The 22,312-nt window shown below is 73.9% G+C and carries 18 protein-coding genes and 1 pseudogene; 5 read left to right on the top strand and 14 right to left on the bottom strand.

Translation table 11 applies throughout. The features are described from left to right. Positions 1–97, top strand: a pseudogene (locus KBX63_RS32630) (IS5/IS1182 family transposase); the annotation flags it as partial. 31 nt (positions 98–128) lie between these two features. Then, entirely contained in the window at positions 129–722 is a 594-nt protein-coding gene (locus KBX63_RS32635) for an ATP/GTP-binding protein (protein WP_007455465.1), read from the top strand. 442 nt (positions 723–1,164) lie between these two features. On the opposite strand, the gene KBX63_RS32640 is transcribed toward KBX63_RS32635, so the two are convergent. Then, a complete protein-coding gene (locus KBX63_RS32640) occupies positions 1,165–3,561 on the bottom strand; it encodes a transposase (protein WP_247663814.1) in 2,397 nt (798 codons plus the stop codon). Positions 3,562–3,600: 39 nt separating this feature from the next. Next, on the bottom strand, positions 3,601–4,563 hold the full coding sequence (locus KBX63_RS32645; RefSeq protein WP_210918018.1) for a DNA primase: 963 nt from the start codon (positions 4,561–4,563) through the stop codon (positions 3,601–3,603). 170 nt (positions 4,564–4,733) lie between these two features. Here KBX63_RS32645 and KBX63_RS32650 point away from each other — a divergent pair, with 170 nt between their 5' ends. Beyond that, a complete protein-coding gene (locus KBX63_RS32650; RefSeq protein WP_210918020.1) occupies positions 4,734–5,075 on the top strand; it encodes a PadR family transcriptional regulator in 342 nt (113 codons plus the stop codon). Between the two features lie 112 nt (positions 5,076–5,187). Here KBX63_RS32650 and KBX63_RS32655 read toward each other — a convergent pair whose 3' ends face one another. The 10 genes from KBX63_RS32655 to deoC form a co-directional block, all read right to left on the bottom strand. After that, a complete protein-coding gene (locus KBX63_RS32655) occupies positions 5,188–5,862 on the bottom strand; it encodes a permease prefix domain 1-containing protein (RefSeq protein WP_210918023.1) in 675 nt (224 codons plus the stop codon). 68 nt (positions 5,863–5,930) lie between these two features. Further along, positions 5,931–7,781 (bottom strand): thiol reductant ABC exporter subunit CydC, encoded by a 1,851-nt coding sequence (gene cydC / locus KBX63_RS32660; protein ID WP_210918027.1) that lies wholly within the window; start codon positions 7,779–7,781, stop codon positions 5,931–5,933. Then, positions 7,778–9,454: a thiol reductant ABC exporter subunit CydD gene (gene cydD, locus KBX63_RS32665; protein WP_210918030.1), complete on the bottom strand. Its 1,677-nt coding sequence runs from the start codon at positions 9,452–9,454 to the stop codon at positions 7,778–7,780. The genes cydC and cydD overlap by 4 nt, the downstream gene beginning before the upstream one ends. After that, the gene (locus KBX63_RS32670) at positions 9,451–10,458 is read right to left on the bottom strand and encodes a cytochrome d ubiquinol oxidase subunit II (protein ID WP_210918033.1); all 1,008 of its coding nucleotides are present in this window, start codon (positions 10,456–10,458) and stop codon (positions 9,451–9,453) included. The genes cydD and KBX63_RS32670 overlap by 4 nt, the downstream gene beginning before the upstream one ends. A gap of 10 nt (positions 10,459–10,468) precedes the next feature. Beyond that, complete coding sequence (locus KBX63_RS32675) at positions 10,469–11,719, bottom strand: cytochrome ubiquinol oxidase subunit I (protein ID WP_210918034.1); 1,251 nt, start codon at positions 11,717–11,719, stop codon at positions 10,469–10,471. Between the two features lie 224 nt (positions 11,720–11,943). Continuing rightward, positions 11,944–12,849, bottom strand: a complete 906-nt coding sequence (locus KBX63_RS32680; RefSeq protein ID WP_210918037.1) for a M56 family metallopeptidase — start codon at positions 12,847–12,849, stop codon at positions 11,944–11,946. A 10-nt stretch (positions 12,850–12,859) separates the two neighbouring features. Further along, a complete protein-coding gene (locus KBX63_RS32685) occupies positions 12,860–13,321 on the bottom strand; it encodes a BlaI/MecI/CopY family transcriptional regulator (protein ID WP_307871922.1) in 462 nt (153 codons plus the stop codon). Between the two features lie 251 nt (positions 13,322–13,572). Further along, on the bottom strand, positions 13,573–14,397 hold the full coding sequence (locus KBX63_RS32690; protein ID WP_210918040.1) for an aldehyde dehydrogenase family protein: 825 nt from the start codon (positions 14,395–14,397) through the stop codon (positions 13,573–13,575). Continuing rightward, positions 14,390–15,820 (bottom strand): aldehyde dehydrogenase family protein, encoded by a 1,431-nt coding sequence (locus KBX63_RS32695; protein WP_210918042.1) that lies wholly within the window; start codon positions 15,818–15,820, stop codon positions 14,390–14,392. The genes KBX63_RS32690 and KBX63_RS32695 overlap by 8 nt, the downstream gene beginning before the upstream one ends. Positions 15,821–15,826: 6 nt before the next feature. Continuing rightward, positions 15,827–16,786, bottom strand: coding sequence for a deoxyribose-phosphate aldolase (deoC, locus tag KBX63_RS32700; protein WP_210918044.1), 960 nt, complete (start codon positions 16,784–16,786; stop codon positions 15,827–15,829). 136 nt (positions 16,787–16,922) lie between these two features. On the opposite strand from deoC, the gene upp reads away from it, so the two are divergent. After that, entirely contained in the window at positions 16,923–17,555 is a 633-nt protein-coding gene (gene upp / locus KBX63_RS32705; protein WP_210918046.1) for a uracil phosphoribosyltransferase, read from the top strand. 74 nt (positions 17,556–17,629) lie between these two features. Continuing rightward, complete coding sequence (locus tag KBX63_RS32710; protein ID WP_210918049.1) at positions 17,630–18,307, top strand: GPP34 family phosphoprotein; 678 nt, start codon at positions 17,630–17,632, stop codon at positions 18,305–18,307. A 58-nt stretch (positions 18,308–18,365) separates the two neighbouring features. Here KBX63_RS32710 and KBX63_RS32715 read toward each other — a convergent pair whose 3' ends face one another. Further along, the gene (locus tag KBX63_RS32715) at positions 18,366–20,033 is read right to left on the bottom strand and encodes a phospho-sugar mutase (protein ID WP_210918050.1); all 1,668 of its coding nucleotides are present in this window, start codon (positions 20,031–20,033) and stop codon (positions 18,366–18,368) included. Between the two features lie 47 nt (positions 20,034–20,080). Further along, a complete protein-coding gene (locus tag KBX63_RS32720; RefSeq protein ID WP_210918051.1) occupies positions 20,081–22,144 on the bottom strand; it encodes a serine/threonine-protein kinase in 2,064 nt (687 codons plus the stop codon). Between the last annotated feature and the right edge of the window lie 168 nt (positions 22,145–22,312).

The following is a 22,312-nucleotide window of genomic DNA, read 5'->3' on the forward strand; positions in this document are numbered from 1 at the left end:
GGCCAGCTCCGAAGCCATGATCCACATCGCGATGATCGACAACATCAGCCGCCGCATAACGGGCGAAACCACACCTACCTGGCGAGGCACCTACTAGTAGATCAAGAACAAATCGAATGCCCTCTGACATGTCGCACCGCCCGCCGAACCCGAGTGGGCGCGTGACGTCGGCGAAGATCGTTATCGCCGGTGGATTCGGCGTCGGTAAAACGACGCTGGTCGGCTCGGTCTCGGAGATCACGCCGCTGACCACCGAGGCCATCATGACCTCCGCTGGCGTGGGCGTCGACGACACCCGGCAGGTGCCGGGCAAGACGACGACCACGGTGGCCATGGACTTCGGCCGGATCTCGATCGACCGTGACCTGATCCTGTACCTGTTCGGTACGCCGGGTCAGACCCGATTCTGGTTCATGTGGGACGAACTGGTTCGGGGCGCCATCGGTGCGGTCGTGCTGGTGGACACTCGCCGGCTGGCCGACTGCTTCGCGGCGATCGACTTCTTCGAGCACCGGCGGCTGCCGTACCTGGTGGCCATCAACTGCTTCGACGGGATGCAGTACCACGACCCGCAGGACGTTCGGGACGCGTTGGCGATCTCGAGCGACGTGCCGGTGGTGGCCTGCGACGCCCGCAACCGGGAGTCGACGAAGCACGTGCTGATCTCGCTGGTCGAGTACGTGCTCACCATGCGGCGTACGCGCGCCGTCGCCCCGGCCTGACCGGGCGATCCGCGCCCGGTGGTGGCTCCGGCCGCCACCGGGCGCTGAGTGCTGTCCGGGTCCGCCACTGTGGGCACCCTGCGGCTCGCGCACCGGTGCGACGTCCGGGAGGAGCGGGCACGGGCGCCCTCGTTGAGCGGTGGACACGACCCGGCCAGCCTCTCGGTGGCCTGGCGCTGCCGGTCAGTCCGCAGCGGGACGGCCGGCGTCGGCCCGCACCTCGAAAACGCTCAGCGCGCCCCTCAACGGCCCCGTACGCCGACGTCGGCGTGCAGCCCCTGTCACGGGCACCCGCACCACCCGGCGAGCCGCTGTGCGGCGATCAGGCGGGCCGGCCGGGAGCCACAACGCTGCGCCACCGGAACGACCCGCCATCGCCGTCCCGGCCCGGGTGCCGCCGATCAGGGCGTGCACCCGGGGTAGGAGGCCGGTCGGCCGTTGGTCAGGACTGGTAGCCGGCGGAGCGGTACTCGTATTCCCGGTCGTCGTCGCGGTCCCCGTGGTCACGGCTGAAGTCCCAGCCGCCAGCGGCCTCGCGACCCGGCCGGCCGCCCACCGCGAACCCGCCGATCTCCTGCCCCCGACGCCAGCCACGGAAGTAGCCGGTGGTGTTCTCCGCGAGGCTCGCCGCATCACGCACTATCCGCAACGGACGCTCCTCGCGCAACGGGGAACCTGGGACCAGGTTGGCCTGCGGCACGCGCTTCGGCAGACCGGCCGTCGTCTCGGCACCCACCGCGGGACGGGCTGCCTGCTCGGCTGCCTGCCACCCGGTGTCGGCCGTGGTCGACCACTCCAGGTCGGACTCCTCGGTCTGCCCGACGAACCAGGCCGACTTGGCCTGCGCGAAGATCAGCAGGTCCCCGTCGCCCTCGTCCGCCACCGGCGGCGGCCGGTGCTCGACCGGGGGCGACGGCCGGTGCTCGACGGGACGTTCCACGCGGGGCGCCGGACGGCCGTTGCGCGCGGCCTGTTCCCGATCGACCAGCCGCAACGGCGGCGTCTCGAGACGCGGGTCGGTGGGCGGGTTGAGACTGCCCTCGCGCAGCGCCCGGTCGGCCAGCGGCGGCGGCTCCACCAGCCGCAGCATGGGTGGCTCCTGCGGCAGGTCGTCCGCCAGCCAGGGTGGAGTGACGCGCCCGTCGGCGCGGCCCGGGTCGGTCGGGGCGTCGATGCCACGGCCGCCGCCGTACGAGTAGGCGGCCGGGTTGTTCGGCGAGCTGTCGGCCGGGTCCTCCGGGTTGTTGACCAGCGGCCAGTTGGCCCGGGAGCCCGGCGGTGCCGACTCCTGGCCCGGCCGGGGAATGGGCACCGGGATGCTGAGGTCGGTGGCGCTGAACCCGCCGGTGGGAGTCTCGTCGACCGGGCGTTGCTGGTGGCTCGGCCGGGGCTCGCCGTTGGTCTTGGGACGGGGCGGGATGACCGTGCGCTGCCGCTCGGCCCGCGCGTTGTTGATCGCCGCGGTGGTCAGCGTCGGCCGGAACGGCTCGCCCGCCTCCGCCGGTGGCACCGCGCCGCGCTGCGCTGGCGCGATCGGGGTGATCCCGGGTGGCGGGGGCGGTGGCGAGGAGACCGGCCGGTTGGTCGGGCCGTCGATGCGGCTCGGGAGAGGCTCGCCGCGCCCCGGCGGGGCGGACACCGGCGGGCCGACGACCGCTGCGGGGGCGACCGGAGCGGGTGCGACCGGCGGCGGGGTGATCGGAGCCGGGGCGACCGGCGGTGGCCCGAGCGGGCGCGGCGACGCGAGCGGGGCACCGCCCGGGGCCGGTTCGGGGCGACTGCGCCGGCCTCCGGTGGGTGCGGGCTCGGCGGCGGCCGGGGTCGGCCGGACCGCGCGCAGTCCGCTGCTGGTGTTGGACAGGCCGGCCAGCTCGCCGACCGACTCGCCACGGCGGGCGGCGGCGCGGCGACCGGGCGCCGGCGCGGGCGTGGTGGCGCGGGCGCTGAGCGCGCTGACCAGCGCCTCGCATCCGGCGTCGCAGGCCCGCACGGAGGCGACCGCCTGCCGGACCGTCTCGGCCACCGCGGAGGTGAGCGCCCGGTTCACCGCGGCGCGGCGGGGCGTCTCGGAGATGGCGACCCGCAACGCGGTGACGGCCTCGTTGATCTCTTCGGCGTCGGCCACGCCGTCCGCGGCGAGGTGCGCGGCGATGGCGTCCGCCGCCACCGAGACCTCGCGACCCCGGGCCACGGTGCCGCCCAGCATGCCCGGTTCGGGCAGCGCGTCCAGCACCGCCAGCGAGACCGGCTCGGCCGGGTCCGGGTACGCGCGCAGCGCCGCCGGGTAGAGCTCGCGCAGCACCTCGCGCAGCGCCACGGCGGCGGAGTGCCGCCCGCTGGCCAGCGCGGCGTGCGCGGAGAGCACCTGCTTGTAGCCGGCGAGATCCCGGGGCGCCGGCAGGGTGACCGCGGAGAGCGCGCCAGCCTGCAACGCGCGGGCCAGACCGACTGCCCGCCGTTCTGCTGGCGGCGACTGCATCTCCTCCAGGGAGTCGTCGTCGGCGAACCGCTCGGCGAAGTCGTCCACCGAGTCGTCGTCCGCGATCGCCAGCGGCCGACCCGCCGCGCTCAGCAGCGAGGTGACCGTGTGGTCGTCGCTGTCGGCGGCGATGGCCGCACCGCTCGGCCCGCCCGACCGCTCCACGAGCAGCGCGACGAGCTGGGCGTAGCCAGCCGCGTCGTCGCCGATCTCGCAGACATGCAGCAGACGGCCTGCGTCGTCGACCACAGCGGACGTCAGCGTCGAACCGGCCGAGGCCGGTCGGTCAGCCGGATCCGCCGAGGCCAGACCGCAGTACACGCGCACGAGCGCCACGGCGTCGTCCTCCTCCCGGGACAGGTCTTTCCTCTGCCAGCAACTGATGCTCCCCGGTACGGGTCAGTCGCGCCAGTCCACGACCGCAGAGATCTTGCCGACAATGGTGCGCCAACCCAAACTTGCGGTTTGTGCCCCGATTTTCTTCAGCCGCCGCCGACCCATGAAGCCGCCGATCCCGCCGTTGGCGGTCGCCCGCAGCGCCTCGTCCAGGTCGTCGAGGCTGGAGCCGGAGGAGAGCATGTCCAGCACCGCAGGCAGCCGCAACCCGTACGACAGGTCACGTGCGGCCTCGCCGGCCTTGATCAGCAGGGTCGAGTCCCAGGTGTCGTGCCCGCCGCGCAGGTTCTCCACGACGAGGTCGAGCTCGTAGGTGTCCTCGTCGAGCGGCGCGATGTCGTCCGGCTCCACCCGTTCGGACAATTCATTCCAGCTGTCCAGTTGGGACAGATCATTTGGCGCACCGGAGCGGATGAAACTGACCAACGACTCGGGGGTCTTGAACAGCAGCAGCTTGCCCCGGTGGCTGAGGAAGACCGGCACCTCCTCGTCGTCCGCCTTGTCGGTGGCGTTTTCGTCGTCCGCCTCGTCGGCGGCAGTGGCCCTGTCGCGGCGACGGCGCGACGCCGCATCCTCGTCGCTCTCGGCGAACTCCTCGGCCAGCTCCTTGTCGAGGATGACGACGGTCTCGTCGTCCTCCTCCTCCTCGATCACCTGACGGCGGGCGAGGAACGGGTCGTCCTGGTCGCGCTCGGTCACGTCGGTCGGGGTCAGCGCCCTGGCCGGCCGGTACGCCCGCAGCGTGAAACCAGCGCCGGCAGGCAGCGCGATCTCCACCGGGTCGATTCGCAGCTCGTCCCAGAGCGACCGGTCGACCGACGTCGACGCGCGGCCCGTCTCCTCGGCCTCGTCGGCCTGATCTGGCTCGGCCGGGCCGGTGCTGGCGTCGAGCTCGGGCTCGTCGGCGTCGGGCCGTTGGGGCGACTGGCGGGCCACGCTGACCTCCGTGTGCTTCGGGTTGCCCACCCGCCGGCGTCTCGGACGGCGAGTGACTCTGGGCACATACCCTAGTCGGCGGTCCTGGGCGGCCGGTGCCCGCACCCCGGTGGCCGGGTGGCGCACGGGGTCGGGCCTGCGGGTCATCGGGGGTGGTCGCCGGTGGCGTACCGGCGATTTGACAAGTAGCGTAGCTACGCATGAAGGCCCAGGAGTTGCACGGCCATCTCGACGCGCTGCTGCTCGCCGTGCTCGAACAGGGCGCGCTGCACGGGTACGCCATCATCGAGGCGCTGCGGGCGCGCAGCGACGGCAGCCTCGACCTGCCCACCGGCACCATCTATCCGGCGCTGCGCCGGCTCGAACGCGCCGGGCACGTGGCGAGCACCTGGAGCACGGTCAACGGCCGGGAACGGCGGACGTACCAGCTCACCGACTCCGGTCGGCGGGCGCTTGCCGGGGAGCGCGCGGGTTGGCACGAGTTCCGCGTGACGGTCGGCCGGTTCCTCGACCCCGGCAGCCCACCCAGCACCCCGGCCTGAGCCGCTCGGCGGCCGTGGCCACTCGGACCGGGTACGCCCACCGGCCCGGCGTCACCACCGTCGGACGCCCAACCTCGCGCCGGCGGGCGGGTGTGCGGCGGGTCGCCGTGCTTCAGCGGGCGGCGGCCAGCAGCCAGCCGCGCGCCGCGCGGGCGAGCGAGAAGTAGGCGCCGCCGACCAGCACCGCGCCGATGATCATCGGCGGCCAGCTCAGCGCCGCGTCCCAGAGCCCGAGCGACCAGGCGAAGAGGGCGGTGCCGGCCAGCATGCCGAGGACCAGGATGCCGGTCAGGCCGGCGCCCACCGCGCGCTGAGCCATGGCCAGACCCGGCCACGGGGACCGGGCGCTCGCCGCCACCACCAGCAGACCCGCCACCGCGAGCAGCAGCGCGCCGCCCCAGATCCAGTTGACCGAGGTGGAGAGCAGCAGGTAGACCGCCGGCGGGTGCGGGCCGTCGCTCCAGCTCGCCCCGCGCCAGGTCAGGTCGCCGGCCACCACCAGCACTCCGGCGACCGCCAGCATCCGCAGGGACAGCCCGCGCAGCGCAGCCACCGCCAGCTCGGCCTGCCAGGAGGGAAGCAGCTGCGCCGGCGAGCCGAACTCGGCCACCGCCCGCCGCTGCGCCTCGGTGGGCGGCACGCCGTCCTCGCGGTACGCGTCGACGGCGTCCAGCAGGCCGTGCCGGGCTTCGGTGAGCAGGTCGGACTTCAGTCGGGCCGGCCCCTGCAACCGGGCGGCAAGCTCCCGCAGGTGCTCCTCCACCAACACGTCCTCACAGCGCGGCATGGCACCACCCTGCCACGGACGCCGGTGCGCCGACGTCCGGGAGAACCCTGGTCCGTCCCGGAGCCCGGTCAGGGGGTGAGAGCCAGGTACCCGCGTTCGGCCGCCGCCTGGAGCAGCCACTGGTCCCGGTACCAACCGGGGGCGGTGACCAGCTCGGCGTGCCGACCGCGCTGGATCACCCGGCCACCGTCGAGGACGACGATCTCGTCCAGCTCGGCCAGCCCGCTGAGCCGGTGGCTGATCAGCAGTACCGAGTGCCCGGCGGGGGTGGCGGCGAGGGCGGAGGCGAGCACGGCGTCCGCGGCGGTCGGATCCAGCCCCTCGGTGGGCTCGTCGAGCACCAGCACCGGCGGCGCGGCGAGCAGGGCCCGGGCGAGCGCGAGACGTTGTCGCTGGCCCCCGGAGAGCTGGCCGCCCTCCTCGCCGACCAGCGTGTCCCACCCTGCCGGCTGGGCGTGCACCCACTCCAGCAGGCCGGCGGCCGCGGTCGCCGCGATCAGTTCCTCCTCGCCGGCCCCGGCACGGCCGAGCAGCAGGTTCTCCCGCACCGTGGCATGGAAGACGTACGCCTCGGCGAGCAGCCCGCCGACCGCGCGGGGCAGCTCCTCCGCGGCGTACGCCGACAGGTCGCGACCGTCCAGCGTGACCCGACCGGACGCGGGCCGGACCGCGCCGGTCAGCACGGCGGCCAGCGTGCTCTTGCCGGCGCCGCTCGGGCCGACCACCGCGATCCGCCGCCCGGCGGGCAGGGCCAGGCTCACCCGGTCCAGCGCGGGCGCGGCACCGGCCCGGTACCGCACGGTCACCTCGTCGAAGCGCAGCTCGTGCGCGCCGCCTCGCTCCGGGCCACCGGTGCCGTTCGCGCTGGGGTCCACGGCGGCGCTCGGGGGAATCGGCTGGTCCGCGTCGAGCAGGGCGGCCACCCGGGCCAGGCCGGGCCGCAGCTGGGTCCACTGCCGGGCGGCCGAGACCAGGGCCAGCGCCACCTCGACGGCGGCCAGGGTGCCGACGGCCAGTACGCCGACCAGCACCCCCGGCACGTCCGCGGCAAGGGCCGCCAGCACCACCGCGGCGGCGGTCAGCCCGGCGACCAGCACCCCGGCAGCGTCGACCGCGAACCCGGCGGCGGCCAGGCGGCGCTCCAGCCGGGCCAGTCGGCCGGCCCGCTGCTCGGCGGCGCGCAGGGCGGCGCCGGTGGCGCCGAACGCGGCCAGGTCGGCGGCGCCGTGGGTGAGGTCGATCGCGTCGGTGGCCAGCGCGCCGCGCAGGGGGGCCACCTCCGCCGCGTTGCGCCGGGTGACCGCGGTGGCCAGGGCAGGCAGCGCCACCCCGGCGATCAGCAGCCCGGCGGCGAGCGCACCGGCGGCCGGCAGCGAGATCAGCGCCGCCCCGGCCACCGCGAGCACCCCGACCAGTGCCGCCGCCGAGCCCGGCACCAGCACCCGCAGCAGGAGATCCTGCACCGCCTCGACGTCGGAGACCAGCCGGCTGAGCACGTCCCCGGAGCGGTGCGCGGCGGTGCGGCGGGCGGCGAGGGTGGCGAAGACCCGGGTCCGGACGTCGGTGATCATGCGAAGGACCGCGTCGTGCCCGGCTAGCCGTTCGGTGTAGCGGAACACGCCCCGGCTGATCGCCAACGCCCGGACCGCGACGATCGCCACGGTGAGCCGGTCCAGCGGCGGCCGGCCGGCGGCGCTCATCAACAGCCAGGTCGCGGTGGCCATCAGAGCGAGCCCGGCGAACTCGGTGGCGGCGGCGAGCAGCCCCGCGCCCGCCAGCCGGCGCAGGTACGGCCGGGCCAGGCGCAGCACGGTGCGCTCGGCGGTCGTCCGCCCGGCCGGGGCCGCGTCGACCACCGGCTCCGGTGGCTCGTGCAGCGGGCCCGGCCCGCCGGCCGACGGCTCGGGTGCCGCGTTCATCGGGTCACCTTCCCGGTCGGCTCGGGCGTCAGCTCGGTGACCCGGCCGTCCTCGATCCGCAGGATCCGGTCGGCGTCGGCCAGCAGTGCCGGCCGGTGCGCGACCAGCAGCGCGGTCCGCCCGGCGACCAGCCGGCGGGTGGCGTCGAGCACCACCGCCTCGGCCGCGGTGTCCAGTCGGGCGGTGGGCTCGTCGAGCAGCACCACCGGGGCGTCCCGGAGGAACGCCCGGGCCAGGGCCACGCGTTGCCGCTGCCCGCTGGACAACCCGTGCCCACGCTCGCCGAGCAGCGTCTCCAGGCCGTCCGGCAGGCCGGCCACCACGTCGTCCAGGGCCGCGTCGCGCACCGCGGTGGCGAGCGCGTCCGGCGCGGTGTCCGGCGCGCCGAGCCGGATGTTGTCGGCCAGCGAGGCGGCGAAGAGATGGGCCCGCTGCGGCACCCAGGCGAGCTGGCGGCGCCAGGCGTCCGGGTCGGCGGCGGCGAGGTCGACCCCGTCCACGGTGACCCGGCCGCTGGTCGGGGCCACGAAGCCGAGCAGCAGGCCGAGCAGGGTGCTCTTGCCGGCGCCGCTGGGCCCGATGATGGCGATCCGCTCACCGGGCCGGACGGTCAGCGTCACGTCGCGCAGCGCGGTGGTCCGCTCGTACGCCACGGTCACCGACTCGAAGCGGATCTCGCCCCGGCCGTCCGGGGTGGCCGCGCCCTCGGCGGCCCGGGGTGCGGCGGGCGCGGCGGAGATGGTGAGCGCCTCGTCCAGCGCGGTGAGCCCCTCCATGCTGGCGTGGAAGCGGCTGCCGGCGGCGCGCAGCGGCAGGTACGCCTCCGGGGTGAGCAGCAGCACCAGCAGCGCGGTCTGCAGGGCCAGCCCGCCGCCGAGCAGGCGGATGCCGACCGGCACCGCGACCAGGGCCACGGAGAGGGTGGCGACCAGTTCCAGCACCAGCGCGGAGAGGAACGCGATCCGCAGCGTCTTCATGGTGGCGACCCGGTGCCCGTCGGCCATCCGGCGGACCACCTCGGTCTGCGCCCGGGCCCGGCCGAACGCGCGCAGCGTGGGCAGCCCGGCGACCATGTCCAGGAAGTGCCCGCCCAGCAGGGAGAGCCGGCGCCACTGCCGTTCCGTGGCGGCCTGCGCCTGCCAGCCGAGCAGCGCGCCGAAGACCGGGATCAGCGGCAGGGTCAGCGCGATGATCACTGCCGAGCCCCAGTCGGCGAAGACGACCCGGGCCAGCACCGCCACCGGCACCGTCACGCTGAGCACCAGCTGGGGCAGGTACCCGGTGAAGTACGCGTCCAGCGCGTCCAGCCCGCGCCCGGCCAGCGTGGCGAGCTGGCCGGCCCGTTGGCCGGCGACCCAACCCGGCCCGTGCCGGCCCACCGCGCCGAGCAGGTCGGCCCGCAGCGCGGCCTTGACCGTGGCGGCGACCCGCGCCGAGACCGTGCCCTGGGCCCAGACCAGCGCCGAACGGGCGGCGACCGCCACCGCGAAGCCGGCCAGCGCAGGCCGGTCCAGGCGGCCGTCGACGGCGGTGGCCAGCACCGCCGCCAGCGCGGTGGCCTGCGCAACGATCAACCCGGCGGCGAGCACCCCGAGCAGAGCGAGCACGGCAAGATCACGCCGGGCCGCGGGGACCCGGCGCAGCAGACGCGGGTCGAAGGGACGGCGGTTCACCAGTACACCGGTGCCCTGCCGTCGGTCCGTCCCCGGAAAACCCACCAGCACATCGCCTGGAAGCCTAGTAGGGCCGGCAGCAGCGGCAGCGCCACCCAGCCGAGTAGCCGCAGCGTCGGCGCGCTGGCGGCGGCGTCGGCCACCGTCAGCGAGGCGCCCGGGTCCGTCGTGGACACCAGCACGTAGGGCCAGACAGCCGCGCCGACCAGCGCCACCGGCAGCGCCAGAGCCGCGCCGGTGGCGACCAGCGCCCATCCCGGCCGCCCTCGGGCCAGCGCCGCGCGGGCCACCAGCAGCGCCGCCGCCAGCAGCACCGGCAGCAGTACGGCCACCGCCGGCTGCTGGACGGCGTCGCGTACCCGGGTGGAGAGCAGCCCCACGACGGTGGCCAGGGCGACCGCGGTGAGCGCCACCGGCACCAGCCGGCGGGCCGACCGGCCGACGACGGCGGCGTCGGCGGCGGGCAGTCGCAGGGTGAGGAAGGTCGCACCGTGCACCGCGATCAGGGCGACCATGGCCAGCCCGGCGGCGGCCGCGAACGGGGTGGCCAGATGCGACACCCCGACGACGTGCCCGTCGGCCTCGCGGGGCACGCCCTGCAGCAGTGCGGCGAGCAGCACTCCCCAGCCCAGCGCGGCGAGCACGCTGCCCACCACCACGACCCGGTCCCAGCGCGCCCGGATCCGCTCGTCGGTGTGCCGACTGCGCAGCTGCACCCCCGCGGTCACCAGGACCACACCGGCCAGCGCTCCGGCGACCGCCGGATAGCACCCGGACAGCAGTTCGCCCTCGAGCACCGGAAAGGCTCCGAAGAGGATGCCGACGGCGGCCACCAGCCAGACCTCGTTGCCGAGGAAGAACGGGCCGAGTGCGGTGAGCGCGGCCCGTCGACCGGCCGGGCCGCCGCCGCGGGCGAGCAGCAGCCCGACGCCGTAGTCGTAGCCGGCGAGCACCAGGTAGGCGCCGAAGAAGAGGCCGAGCAGGGCGTACCAGGCGAGGTCCACGGTGATCTCCTCAGGCGAGGGCGGGTTCGGGGTGAGCCGGCTCGTTCGGCGGTGCCGGCGGGCGGCCGAGCGGCGGGTCGCCCGCGCCGCGGGCCGCGTGCCGGGCGAGAAGCACCCAGTTGGTGACGGCGAGGGTGCCCAGCAGCAGGCTGAAGCCGATCAGCGAGGCGAGCATCACCGGTGCGCCGACCGGGGAGACCGCCTGGTCGGTGGGGAGCAGCCCGTACGCCACCCAGGGCTGGCGGCCGACCTCCCGGGCGATCCAACCGAGGATCACCGCGACGAACGGCAGCGGCAGGGCGAGCAGGACCAGCCAGAGCGGGAAGCGCAGCCGGATGATCCAGTCCCGGAAGAGCAGCGGGAGCAGCAGCCAGACGCAGCCGAGCGTGAAGCCGATCAGAATCATGAAGCCCAGCCCGACGCTGGCCAGCACGGGTGGCGTGTAGTCGCCGGGGCCGAACCGCGCCGTCCACTCGGTGATCAGCGCCTGGGCTTCCGGGCCCTGGCCGAACTTGGTCGGCTGCACCTCTGCGACCGGCCCGAACTGGGCGAACCCGAAGCCCTGCACCAGGGTGATCGCCAGCGCCGCGGTGACCAGGCCGATCCGCAGCGAGGTGCGGAAGAGCGCGTGGTCGGGAGTGCGCCGGATCAGGTGCCAGGCGCTGACGGCCGCCATCAGCATGCCGCCGACCAGCAGCGCGGCCGAGACCACGTGCCCGAACGCCATGCCGAGGCTGGGATTGGTGAGCAGCGCGCCGAAGTCGGTGAGGTGGGCGATGCCGTCGCGCACCTCGTACCCCACCGGGTGCTGCAGCCAGGAGTTCGCCACCATGATCCAGAACGCCGAGGCGTACGCGGTGAGCGCCACGCCCCAGAGCAGCGCGAGGTGGACGCCCTTGCGGAGCCGGTGCCAGCCGAAGATCCACATCCCGAGGAACGTGGACTCCAGGAAGAACGCCACCAGCGTCTCGATGGCCAGTGGCGCGCCGAAGACGTTGCCGACGTAACGCGACAGGCCGCTCCAGTTCAGCCCGAACTGGAACTCCATCACGATGCCGGTGGCGATGCCGAGCACGTAGTTGATCACGTAGAGCTGGCCCCAGTACCGGGTGAGCCGCTCCCACGCCGGGTTGCCGGTGAGCACCCAGGCGGTCTGCATCCCGACCAGCAGGGTGACCAGCCCGAGCGTGACGACCACGAACAGGAAGTGGATCGAGGTGGTGGTGGCGAACTGCAGGCGGGCGAGGAGCAGGGTGTCCATGACCGGCTCTCCGTAGCGTTGGCTGCCTTGTCGTAGCCACCCTACACGTAGCTTGCCTACACGTCGGTTACTACGCCTTGTCGTAGACGACTCTACGACAAGGCGTAGTAGTTGTGGGGAACGTGCCTGATCCGCAGCGTGGTCGTGGGATCAGGAGCGCGCGCAGCACCCGCGCCGGACCCGGCGGGGCGCTGTTGCTGAGACGGCGGACCGACTTCCTCGGGTCAGCTCAGAAAGAGAGTGATCGGGAGAGCGACCAACGTGGTGGCGACCGCGAGGGCGGTGGCCCCGAGCACCCGGGGCGGCCGGTCGCTGACCAGCAGCCGCTGTACGCGTACGTCCAGGTCGCGGTCGCCCATGCCCAGCGCGCCAGCCGGAGTGATCCGGTGACCCGCGGCGGCGAACCGGCGCAGCGCGCCCGCCAGCGGCGCCTCGGCGTGCAGCTCACGCGCCTTGTCGTCGGCGCGCATCTCGACCAGCAGAGCGACCCGCTCGTGCGCGTCGCGGACCCAGCGGAACCACGGCAACGCGCGGCAGAGCGCGGTGAACGGCAACAGCACCAGGTCGTGCCGCTCGTGGGCGTGCGCGCGCTCATGGCTGAGCACCGCGGCGAGCTCGGCCCGGTCCAGCAGGCTCAGCGTGCCCGCGCTGACCACCACCTGCGGCTTCACGCCAGGCAGGCAGTACGCCGCCGCGCTCGGATGGTCCAGCACCAGCGCGCCGGGCGCGGCCGGGTCGTTCCGGGCGACCAGGGTGAGCAGGTCCCGGTGCCGGCGCTGGGCGCGTAGCGTGCCGTGGATGCTGCGCACGGTCGTGGTGACCAGCACCGCGCCGATGCCGAAGCCCACCCCCACGCCGGCCAGGTGGAAGGCGGTCACCCCGACCGGCAGCGTGCCGTGGCCGAGGTCGGTGGCCAGGGCGAACAGTGCGCTCCCGGTCGGCAGGTCGTAGGCGGTCAACCCGAGCGCCATCGGCAGGCCCATCGCCGAGAGGCCCAGCGCCAACCCGACCGCCTGCCAGCAGACGATCGCCACCCGAGGGCTGCGCCACGTCCAGGTGGAGCTGGCCAACACCTGAGCGGTCAGATAGCACGCCAGCATGGTGGCGGCGAAGTGCACGGCGTAGGCCATGGCGCGCGCCCTACCGCTCCGCTGCCTCGTCGGCCGGCCGTCGGCCCGCCGGCCCGTCCACGCGGTCGGTCAACTCGGCACCGGCTCCGGCGGAGCCCTGCCCGGTCAGCCCGGCCTCGCTTCCCAGAGCCGCGCGCAGCACCTCGGCCTCGGTGCCGGTCACCGAGTGGGCGAAGCGCACCAGCGCGGCGTCGCGGCTGCCGCCCAGATCGAGGGCGTCGAGCATGAGCTGGGCGATGTGCGCCTCACGGCTGGCCGCCGGCCGGTACCGCCAGGCCCGGCCCTCCCGCTCCCGCTGCACCATGCCCTTGCCGGCGAGCCGGTCCAGCACGGTCATCACCGTGGTGTACGCCAGCTCGCGGCCGTCGAGCGCGTCGGCCACCTCGCGCACGGTCACCCCGTCCGACGTGCCCGGGACCACGTCCCACAGCACGTCCATCACCGCACGCTCAAGATCGCCCAACCGAGTCACCCCGCAATCCTACCCCCGGTAGTAGACCTCTCGCCGAGCCGGCCAGGATCCGCGCAAGAACGCTGACACTGCTGCCTCAGGCGCCCCGCTGGCCGGCGACCCGACCGAGGGCGCCAGCCAGCAAGACAAAACAGCCGGACGGACCCGGCGGAGCGAAGGGTTTCGGGGGGAGCCCGCCCGCGGAGGGATCAAGCCTGACCGCCCGGAGCGGGCGGGCTCCCCCCGAAACCCCCACGGCCGGGACCAACCAATCACACCCCCTTGGGGTGCCACACCGTCTTGGTCTCCAGCAGGGTGGTCATCCGCGCCACCCCGGGGTCGGCGGACCAGTCGTGGTCGGCCGGGGCCGGACGGAGCACCCGCTTCAGGTTCTCCGCCGCCTTGACCTCCAGGTCGGCCGCCAACTCGGCGTCGGTCACCCCGCTGAGGTCGACCGCGTTGACGTCCATGTGCGCGGCCAGCGTCGGCGCGGTCTCGGTGATCCTGCCGGTGAGGATGTTGACCACACCGCCCGGCAGGTCGGAGGTGGCCAGCACCTCGGCCAGCGTCACCGCCGCCAGCGGCTCGGTCGGGGAGGCCGCCACCACCACCGTGTTGCCGGTGACGATCGCCGGGGCGATCACGCTGACCAGGCCGAGCAGCGCCGGGCGCTCCGGGGCGACCACCGCCACCACGCCGGTCGGCTCGGGCGTGGAGATGTTGAAGTACGGCCCGGCGACCGGGTTGGCGCCGCCGTACACCTGGGACAGCTTGTCGGCCCAGCCGGCGTACCAGACCCAGCGGTCCACCGCGGCGTCCACCTCGTCGCCCGGCACGCCGAGGGCGACGAACTGCTCGCGGCGGCCCTCCAGCATCTCGGCGGCCCGGTAGAGGATCTGACCCCGGTTGTACGCGGTCGCCCCGGCCCAGCCCTTCACGGCGGCGCGGGCGGCGACCACCGCGTCCCGGGCGTCCTTGCGGGAGGCCAGTGACACATTCGAGGACTGCACGAGATACGACCGTCCCGACTCGCTGCGCGGGAACTTCCCGCCGATGAAGAGCTTGTACGTCTTGCGTACCGCGACCCGCTCAGACATTGAGGTAGCCCTCCAGCCCGTGCCGGCCGCCCTCGCGACCGTAGCCCGACTCCTTGTAGCCGCCGAACGGCGAGGTGGGGTCGAACTTGTTGAACGTGTTGGCCCAGACGACACCGGCGCGCAGCCGGTCGGCCGTCCAGAGGATGCGGGAACCCTTGTCGGTCCAGATCCCCGCCGACAGCCCGTACGGCGTGTTGTTGGCCTTCTCCACGGCCTCGGCCGGGGTGCGGAAGGTGAGCACCGACAGCACCGGGCCGAAGATCTCCTCGCGGGCGATCCGGTGCGCCTGGGTGACGCCGGTGAAGATGGTCGGCGCGAACCAGAAGCCGCGGTCGGGCAGCTCGCACGGCGGCGACCAGCGCTCGGCGCCCTCGGCCGAGCCGGCGTCGGACAGCTCGCGGATCCGCTCCAACTGGGCGGCGGAGTTGATCGCGCCGATGTCGGTGTTCTTGTCCAGCGGGTCGCCGACCCGAAGCTGGGCCATCCGCCGCTTCAGGGACTCCAGCACCCGGTCGGCCACGTTCTCCTGGACCAGCAGGCGGGAGCCGGCGCAGCAGACGTGCCCCTGGTTGAAGAAGATGCCGTTGACGATCCCCTCGACCGCCTGGTCGATCGGTGCGTCGTCGAAGACGATGTTGGCGGCCTTGCCGCCCAGCTCCAGTGTGAGCTTCTTGCGGGTGCCGGCGACCGACCGGGCGATGGCCCGCCCGACGTCGGTGGAGCCGGTGAAGGCGACCTTGTCCACGCCGGGGTGCTCGACCAGCGTCCGGCCGGTGTCGCCGGCGCCGGTGATGATGTTGACCACGCCGGCCGGCAGCTCGGCCTGCTGGCAGATCTCGGCGAAGAGCAGCGCGGTCAGCGGGGTGGTCTCGGCCGGCTTCAGCACCACCGTGTTACCCGCCGCGAGCGCTGGGGCGATCTTCCAGGCCAGCATCAGCAGCGGGAAGTTCCACGGGATGACCTGCGCGGCGACCCCGATCGGCTTCGGGTCGGCGCCGAAGCCGGCGTGCTCCAGCTTGTCGGCCCAACCGGCGTAGTAGAAGAAGTGCGCGGCGACCAGCGGCAGGTCGACGTCGCGGGACTCCTTGATCGGCTTGCCGTTGTCCAGCGACTCCAGCACGGCCAGCTCGCGGGAACGCTCCTGGATCAGCCGGGCGATCCGGAACAGGTACTTGGCCCGGTCCCGGCCCGACATCGGACCCCAGACCTTCTCGTACGCCTTCCGGGCGGCGCGCACCGCGCGCTCCACGTCCTGCGCGCCGGCCTCAGCGACCTCGGCCAGCACCTCCTCGGACGCGGGGTTGATCGACTTGAAGCTGCCGCCGTCGGTCGGGTCGACGAACGCGCCGTCGATGAACAGCCCGTACGTGGGCTTGAGGTCCACCACCGAGCGGGACTCGGGGGCGGGTGCGTATTCGAACATCGGCTCTCAGTCCAGGGTGAAGTAGTCGGGACCGGAGTAGGTGCCGGTCGTCAGCTTGGTGCGCTGCATCAGCAGGTCGTTGAGCAGGCTGGACGCGCCGAAGCGGAACCAGTCCGGGTCGAGCCAGTCCGCGCCGACGGTCTCGTTGACCATCACCAGGTACTTGATCGCGTCCTTGGTGGTCTTGATGCCGCCGGCGGGTTTCACGCCGACCTGCCGCCCGGTGGCGGCCCGGAAGTCGCGGACCGCCTCCAGCATCACCAGACTCACCGGCAGCGTCGCGGCGACCGGGACCTTGCCGGTGGAGGTCTTGATGAAGTCGCCGCCGCCCAGCATGGCCAGCCAGGAGGCCCGGCGTACGTTGTCGTAGGTGGCCAGCTCGCCGGTCTCCAGGATCACCTTGAGGTGGGCGTCCCCGACGGCTTCCCTGGTGGCCACGATCTCGTCGTAGACCTCCTTGTAGCGGCCGGCCAGGAACGCGCCACGGTTGATCACCATGTCGATCTCGTCGGCCCCGGCCGCGACGGCGGCCCGGGTGTCGGCGAGCTTGATCTCCAGCGGCACCTGGCCCGAAGGGAAGGCGGTCGCCACACTGGCCAGGTGCACGCCGCTGCCGCGCAGCACCTCCGCCACGTACGGGACCATCGCCGGGTAGACACAGACGGCGCCGACGTGCGGGCAGGACGGGTCGGCCGGGTCCGGGCGGATCGCCTTCGCGGCCAGCGCACGTACCTTGCCCGGGGTGTCCGCCCCCTCCAGGGTGGTCAGGTCCACCATCCGGATCGCCAGGTCGATCGCCTGTGCCTTGGCGGTGGTCTTGATGGAGCGGGTGCCGAGCTGCGCCGCCCGCTGCTCCGCGCCGACCTGGTCCACGCCGGGCAGGCCGTGCAGGAAGGTCCGCAGAGCGGTTTCGGATCGTCCCAGCTCGGAGAGCTCCGACCGGGCCGACGTCGTTGTCGCCGTCATGCGCCGAAGTCTACGCGCCGGACCGCTGAGTGATCTTGCTCACGCGGTCGCTCCGGGACGGGTCCGGCGTGAGCGGCGTCGCTGGTCCGACCGCACCCGCACCATCCCGCGGGACGGACCGGTAGGTTGAGCGATCGTGGATGTACACGTCATTGACCACCCGCTGGCACAGTCCCGGCTGACCGCCATGCGGGACGCGCGCACCGATTCCTCGACGTTCCGGGCGGCGCTGCACGAACTGACCACCATGTTGGTGTACGAAGCGGCACGCTCCTTCCCCGTCGAGCGGTACCCGGTGCAGACGCCGGTCACCGGCACCGTCGGCACCCGGCTGGCCAACCCGCCGCTGCTGGTGCCGGTGCTGCGGGCCGGCCTGGGCATGGCGGACGCCGCGCTCGGCCTGCTGCCCGAGTCCTCGATGGGCTTCGTCGGCCTGGCCCGCGACGAGGAGACGTACGAGCCGCGCGCGTACATGGAGTCGCTGCCCCGGGACCTGGCCGGCCAGCCGGTGCTGGTGCTCGACCCGATGCTGGCCACCGGTGGTTCGCTCGAGCACTCCTGCCGGCTGCTGGCCGACCGGGGCTGCACCGACATCACCGTGCTCTGCGTGCTCGCCGCACCGGTCGGCATCGAGCGGCTGGAACGCTCCGGCCTGCCGTTGCGCCTGGTCACGGCCTCGATCGACGAGGGGCTCAACGACCGGATGTTCATCGTCCCGGGCCTCGGCGACGCTGGCGACCGCCAGTTCGGCGGCATGCCCCGGTTCTGACTCTCCACCCAGGTGGGTGCCGGGTCCGGCGGGTCCGCACGCGGTGGTGCGTGGACCCGCTACCGTCTCCGGCCATGACTGGTGTTGCGCTCGCCGAGGAGCTGCTCCTCCTCGCCTACGACGACACGACCGGTAAGGCGACCATGCCGCGGATCAGCCTGGACCTGGGCATGGCCGCCGCGGTGCTGGTCGAGCTGGCCCTGGCCGGCCGGATCGCGTACGCCGACGGTTCCCTGACCGTGGTCGACCCGACACCCACCGGAGAGCCGGTGACCGACGAGGTGCTCGGCCGGATCGCCGCGGACACCCCGCACACCCCGGCCTCGTGGGTGCAGCGCCTGCGGCACGGCCTGCGCGACCGGATCCTCGGTGACCTGTGCCAGCAGGGCGTTGTCCGGGACGTCGACGAGACCGAACTGGGCTTCATCCACGTGCACCGCTACCCGGTGGTGGACACCTCGGTGGAGGCGGACACCCGGCAGCGGCTGGCCGAGGCGCTCACCGGGGCAGTGGCGCCGGACGAGCGGACCGCCGCGCTGGCCACCCTCGTCGTGGTGCTGCGGATGGAATCCGCCCTCGGGATGAGCGGCGAGGCCGCCGCCGACGCGCGTCGCCGGCTCGAGGAGATCGCCACCGGCGCAGGGTTCTCCGGCGAGGTGAGCATCGACGACTCGGTGGTCCGCCCCTCGGTCGGCCTGGTCGTCGCCGCCCTGGCAAAGGCCGTCGACCAGGCCCTCGGCAAACGCCACTGACCTGTTAGGAAGGGCCCCTTCCTCTACACGAGGCGGTAATAAGGGGCCCTTCCTTGCACTAGAGGCCGAGGGCGGCGGCGATCTCGGTGCGGAGCTGCGCGATCGCCGCAGCGGCGCGGGCACGGGCGGCGGCGACATCGCCGTCGGGCACCGGCTCGACCACCTCCAGGTACGCCTTGAGCTTTGGCTCCGTCCCGGACGGGCGGATCACCACCCGCGCCGCCCCGGTACGCAGGATCACCACGTCCGCGTCGGGGAGCAGATCCTGGGTGCTGTCGACCGGGTGTCCGAGCAGCGTGGTCGGGGTGGCCGCCCGGATTCGGGCCATCGCGTCGGCGATCTCCCGCAGGTCGTCCACCCGGACGGAGAGCTGGTCGGTGTGGTGCACACCGAACTCGGCGGCCAGCTCGTCCAGCCGGTCCGTCAGCGTGTGGCCCTGCGCCTTGAGGCCGGCGGCCAGCTCGGCCACGGTCAGCGCGGCGGTGATGCCGTCCTTGTCCCGGACGTGGTCCGGGGCGACGCAGTAGCCGAGCGCCTCCTCGTACCCGTAGACCAGCGGCGCGCTCCCGCCGCCGGCCCGGACGATCCACTTGAAGCCGGTCAGCGTCTCGTCGTAGGGCAGGCCCCGGGCCGCGCACATCGCCCGCAGCAGGGACGACGAGACGATGGTGGTGGCGTAGAGCCCGGTCACCCCGCGGCGCATCAGGTGGTCGGCCAGCAGTGCGCCCACCTCGTCGCCGCGCAGCATCCGCCAGCCGGTGGCGCCCTCGCGGACCACCACCGCGCAGCGGTCCGCGTCCGGGTCGTTGGCGATGGCGAGGTCCGCGCCGGTGGAGTCGGCCAGCGCGATCAGCAGGTCCACCGCCCCCGGCTCCTCCGGGTTGGGGAACGACACGGTGGGGAACGCCGGGTCCGGCTCCGCCTGCTCGGGCACCACCCCGGGCACCGGGAAGCCGGCCCGCGCGAAGGCGGCGGTGAGCACCGCGGCACCCACCCCGTGCAGCGGGGTGTACGCCACCGTCAGGTCCCGCGGCCCGTCCGGCGCGATCACCGCGGTGGCCCGCTCGACGTACGAGGCGACCAGGTCGTCACCCAGCACCTCACCGGGCGGGCCCAGGGGCACCTCGGTCACCGGGCCGACCGCCCGGATGGCGGCCTCGATGCCGGCGTCGGCCGGTGGCACGATCTGCGCTCCGGCGCCCAGCTCCCCGCCCAGCTCCGCACCGAGGTAGACCTTGTAGCCGTTGTCCTGCGGCGGGTTGTGGCTGGCCGTGACCATCACCCCGGCGACCGCGCCGAGCTTGCGCACCGCGTACGCCAGCACCGGGGTGGGCAGCGGGCGGGGCAGCAGCAGCGCCGGCCGGCCGGCCCCGGTGGCCACCTGGGCGGTCCGCTCGGCGAACTGGCGGGAGCCGTACCGGGCGTCGTACCCGATCACCAGGGGGCCGGTGCCGCCCTGGGCGGTGAGCCAGCCCACCAGGCCGGCGGCGGCCTGGGTGACCACGGCGAGGTTCATCCCGTTCGGGCCGGCGCGCAACGGGCCGCGCAGGCCCGCGGTGCCGAAGGTCAGCGGCCCGGCGAACCGGTCGGCCAGGTCCGAGGCGCTCGTCGGTAGCCGGTCCAGCACCGCCGTCAGCTCGTCCCGGCTGACCGGGTCGGGGTCGTCGGCGAGCCAGCGCCGGGCTTGCTCGCGAATGTCGTCGATGTCAGTGGTGTCCGCCGCCATGCCTCTTGATAGCACGGCGGCGATCACCGCTGTCGGTTCCCTCCGGCTCAGCCGTTTCCGGTGAGCTGGAACGTCCGCACCATCTCGTCGAAGATCGGCTTGCTCTCCGCGAACTTGGCGTCGGTCGAGGTGAGGTAGAACGAGTACGCCTTGCCCTCGTGCACCACCCCGCGCCACACGCCGTGCCGCTTGGCGTCGCCCTCGCCGCAGGTGTACTCGAACTCGGCCGCGGACTCGCCGGCCAGCTCCTGCTCGGTCATGGCCAGCCGGTTGTACGGCTTGACGCAGGAACTCTTCGGCTTCTTGAGGCCGCCCTCGGCGACCTCGGCCCAGCGCACCGAGCTGGTGCTGAACTTCTCGGTGATGAGGCGCACCTTCCGGCCGTCGTCCGCCGGGTCGAAGTAGTCGGTGTAGCTGCCGCCGGTGGCCTTCCGCCAGCCCTTCGGCACCATCACCTGGATGCCCCGGGCCGCGTGCTCCTGCGTCTCCAGAGCTGCACCGGCTGCGGCGGACTCGGTGGGCTGCGCCTGCGGGGTGGTCGGGGCGGGGTCGTCGCCGCCGCTCGACAGCGCCACCACGCTGATCAGCAGCACCAGAGCCAGACCGCCGGCCGCGGCGAGCTGCACCTTGCGCGGCCAACCCTTGACCGTGGTGACCAGTTGGCCTCCGGTGGCGCGGACCTTGTCCAGAGCCCCGGCACCGCCGGACGTCGCGGGCGTGGCCCAGGGCTGGCCGGTGCCCGGCACCGACCACTGGTTGCCGCCGCCGTACGTGCCGCCGATGCGCTGGGTGGCCTCCGGCGCGCTGCCATAGCCGACCTGCTGGGTGGCGTCGGGCCGGCTGCCGTAGCTGACCCGCTGGGTGGCGTCCGGGTGCCCGCCGGCGTCCACCCGCTGGGTGGCGTCCGCGGCGCCGCCGTAGGTGCGCCCGGTGCCGGGCCGGCCGGGGACGGGCATCGCGCCGGTGGGCGTGTGCAGTGGGCCGGCCAGCGCGTCGGCGCTGGTCTCGTCGAAACCGGTGGCGCCGGCCGCGTTGGCGGGCTGCGGGCGTTCGCCCCGGCGCAGCGACGCCAGGCGGTCGGTCAGGGACTCGCCCGGGGCCAGCATCGCCGGGCCGCCGATCTGGCTGTCCGGCTTCGGCTCGGGCTGGGCCGGCGGGAGGACGGGGATGGGGCGCTGCTGCACCGGCACCACGGCGTACGGGTCGGTCACCGAGTGCACTGCGGTGGCGGTGCTGCCCAGGGGGCCGGCGAGCAGCTCGCGCAGCATGGCCCGGGAGGTGTGCACGTCCAGCCGGCGGGCCGGGTCCTTCTCGAGCAGGCCCATCAGCACCCGGGTCAGGGGGCCGCTGCGCTGGGGCGGGGCGGGCGGGTCCTCGACCACGGCGTGCATGGTCTCGATCGGGTCACCCTTGTCGAACGGAGGCCGCCCCTCGACCGCCGTGTAGAGCGTCACACCCAGCGAGAACAGGTCGCTCGGCGGGCCGAACTCCTGGCCCATGGCCCGCTCGGGGGAGATGAAGTGCGGCGAGCCGAGCACCATGCCGGGCGTGGTGAGCTGCACGTCGGTGGGCATCCGGGCGACGCCGAAGTCGGTCAGCACGCAGCGCCCGTCGGTGCAGATCAGCACGTTGGCCGGTTTGACGTCACGGTGCAGCACGCCGATCGCGTGCGCGACCTCCAGCGCGCCGAGCAGCGCGATGCCGATCTTGGCGACCGCGCGGGGCGCGACCGGCCCGTCCTCGATCACCATGTCGGCGAGGCTGCGGGCGTCCAGCAGCTCCATCACGATCCAGGGCCGACCGGCCTCGGTGACCACGTCGTACACCTGCACGACCGCGGGGTGCTGGATGGCGGCGGCGGCGCGCGCCTCGCGCAGTGTGCGCTCGTACATGGCGTCGCGGTCGCTGGGGGCCAGCCCCGGGGGCAGGACGACCTCCTTCACCGCCACGTCGCGGCGCAGCAGTGTGTCTGTGGCGCGCCACACCGTGCCCATGCCGCCGTTGCCCACCGAGGACCGCAGCGAGTACCGGCCACCAATGGTGGTGCCGGGCGCCGCACGTCCGTTGGCGGGACTTACCTGTCCGCCGCTCCACGTCGGGATCTGAGTCACAGAAAAGCCACCGGGGGAAATCGAGGGGGGCTGGGACACAACCCCCCTATCTTGCTGGTTCCGACGCCCGATGCGAAAGCCGACGCGACGGACGTTTATCGAAGTCGACAGAACGTGCTCTGCCGTTCACCTTCTGTCGACCGGTCGGGACGCACTGTGCGGTATCCC

The organism is Micromonospora sp. U21, assembly GCF_018070045.1.
Taxonomy (GTDB): Bacteria; Actinomycetota; Actinomycetes; order Mycobacteriales; family Micromonosporaceae; genus Micromonospora.

Bases quoted from the DNA above. Each gene is read 5' to 3' on its own strand.
- KBX63_RS32655 (WP_210918023.1), bottom strand. From the start codon at position 5,862: ATGCCGCGCTGTGAGGACGTGTTGGTGGAGGAGCACCTGCGGGAGCTT.
- deoC (WP_210918044.1), bottom strand. From the start codon at position 16,786: ATGACGGCGACAACGACGTCGGCCCGGTCGGAGCTCTCCGAGCTGGGA.
- cydC (WP_210918027.1), bottom strand. From the start codon at position 7,781: ATGAACGCGGCACCCGAGCCGTCGGCCGGCGGGCCGGGCCCGCTGCAC.
- KBX63_RS32710 (WP_210918049.1), top strand. From the start codon at position 17,630: ATGACTGGTGTTGCGCTCGCCGAGGAGCTGCTCCTCCTCGCCTACGAC.
- KBX63_RS32680 (WP_210918037.1), bottom strand. From the start codon at position 12,849: ATGGCCTACGCCGTGCACTTCGCCGCCACCATGCTGGCGTGCTATCTG.
- KBX63_RS32690 (WP_210918040.1), bottom strand. From the start codon at position 14,397: ATGTCTGAGCGGGTCGCGGTACGCAAGACGTACAAGCTCTTCATCGGC.
- KBX63_RS32675 (WP_210918034.1), bottom strand. From the start codon at position 11,719: ATGGACACCCTGCTCCTCGCCCGCCTGCAGTTCGCCACCACCACCTCG.
- KBX63_RS32715 (WP_210918050.1), bottom strand. From the start codon at position 20,033: ATGGCGGCGGACACCACTGACATCGACGACATTCGCGAGCAAGCCCGG.
- KBX63_RS32695 (WP_210918042.1), bottom strand. From the start codon at position 15,820: ATGTTCGAATACGCACCCGCCCCCGAGTCCCGCTCGGTGGTGGACCTC.
- KBX63_RS32635 (WP_007455465.1), top strand. From the start codon at position 129: ATGTCGCACCGCCCGCCGAACCCGAGTGGGCGCGTGACGTCGGCGAAG.
- KBX63_RS32650 (WP_210918020.1), top strand. From the start codon at position 4,734: ATGAAGGCCCAGGAGTTGCACGGCCATCTCGACGCGCTGCTGCTCGCC.